This is a genomic window from Mariniflexile jejuense (assembly GCF_042675665.1).
GTDB lineage: Bacteria > Bacteroidota > Bacteroidia > Flavobacteriales > Flavobacteriaceae > Mariniflexile > Mariniflexile jejuense.
Genome location: NZ_JBHTJI010000013.1, coordinates 1 through 1,362, shown reverse-complemented (window position 1 = coordinate 1,362; position 1,362 = coordinate 1). Strand labels below are relative to the sequence as shown.

The 1,362-nt window shown below is 27.5% G+C and carries 2 protein-coding genes; both read left to right on the top strand.

Annotated elements, in window-relative coordinates; translation table 11 throughout:
- Positions 1-395: 395 nt before the first annotated feature.
- Positions 396-527, top strand: coding sequence for a hypothetical protein (locus ACFQ1R_RS11630; protein ID WP_379926396.1), 132 nt, complete (start codon positions 396-398; stop codon positions 525-527).
- A gap of 5 nt (positions 528-532) precedes the next feature.
- Positions 533-1,024 carry a hypothetical protein gene (locus ACFQ1R_RS11625; RefSeq protein WP_379926395.1) on the top strand — a complete coding sequence of 164 codons (492 nt, stop codon included), beginning with the start codon at positions 533-535 and terminating at the stop codon, positions 1,022-1,024.
- Positions 1,025-1,362: the final 338 nt, after the last annotated feature.

The window sequence follows — 1,362 nt, the reverse complement described above, 5'->3', positions numbered from 1 at the left end:
TAACATTGTATAAAAATAATGCGGACAAATCGCTCAATCGAAAGTTTGTGTGTATTTGCAAGCTTCCGATTTTCCTGCGGAAAATCGCCGCTCACAAACCCACACTATTCTTATACGCGACGTTACACAAACATATAAATTCACTACTCTTTACTAAACTGACTAACTGAATCTCTTTATTTTTTTCCGACGCTTTTTTTAGCTTGTTTTGTGTAATAAAAATTTATATTTTACGACTAATTTTATATATAATATTTTTTGATTTGCTTTGTTTTCGCTATAAACGAAATCTATTATAAGGCATATCAATAATAGATATTAAGTGTTTTCGCAAATGGTACAATTATTGTAAATTTGTAACACGTAACAAAGCGATTAATTTAATTATTTAAGTTATGAATAATAAAACACAAATAATAAGCAATAAAGTCGCTAACTTCTTTGACAAGATGTTAGAGGAAAAGCGTGAACGACAAAAAGAAATAAGACGTAAATTAGAAAATGGCGAATTAAAAATAGCTAAATAATCTAAATGTATAAATATAGTTTAATTGAGGATGCTGGACATCCTCTTTTTATTTTTAATACAGACTATAATTATAGCGTTAGTTTGTCTTTCACAAACATTTCTCATAAATTAAAATCATTTGAATCTATTCAACATATTTATATTATAGATATAGACTCTTTTACTGAAGGTATAACTACTAAAAGAGTTAAAGATTTAAAAATAGGTATTACAATAAGTAAAATAATTAATGATTTTATAAATCAAAATCCAGAATTTTTAATAACATTTCTTTGTGATGATGCTGATAATAAGCATTATCTAAGATTTAAAAAATTTAAAGGATGGGCTGCGAATTATGGAAGCGGTAACATTGAAGTACTATCATTTGAATACCCTAAACCAAACAGGAACAAAACATATTTAACTGGTGTTATATTTAATCCAAAATTCTATTCTAGCAACTTAATTACAAACCTATCAAAAGGTCAATTGGATTATTTCGTAAATAAATAGTTTTGCTTCCTACGTCAGCAATTTGCCTACGCTCAAAAAAAATAAAGGTTTCAGTACGTCAATGAACTTATGAACTGATATAAAATACGTTTGGTAACAAAGTATATACTTTATAGCTAGTTCTTTTTACTTCCGAAAATTCTACCGAATTTTCTATGTCAGTTTTTATTTGCTATCTTTCGGCTTACATACGCTACAAAGCATATACATAAACGTTGCCCACAATTTCAGAAAAAACCTGAACACAAAAATGACAAGAGAATATTTAAGTAAAAATCCGAAAGAATTGTTCTGGTTATTTTGGTTAGGAATTCCGTTTTTGATTTGGATTTACTCAA

What these genes read in the sequence shown, in the direction of transcription:
- ACFQ1R_RS11630 (WP_379926396.1), top strand. Translation starts at nt 396, where the DNA reads ATGAATAATAAAACACAAATAATAAGCAATAAAGTCGCTAACTTCTTT.
- ACFQ1R_RS11625 (WP_379926395.1), top strand. Translation starts at nt 533, where the DNA reads ATGTATAAATATAGTTTAATTGAGGATGCTGGACATCCTCTTTTTATT.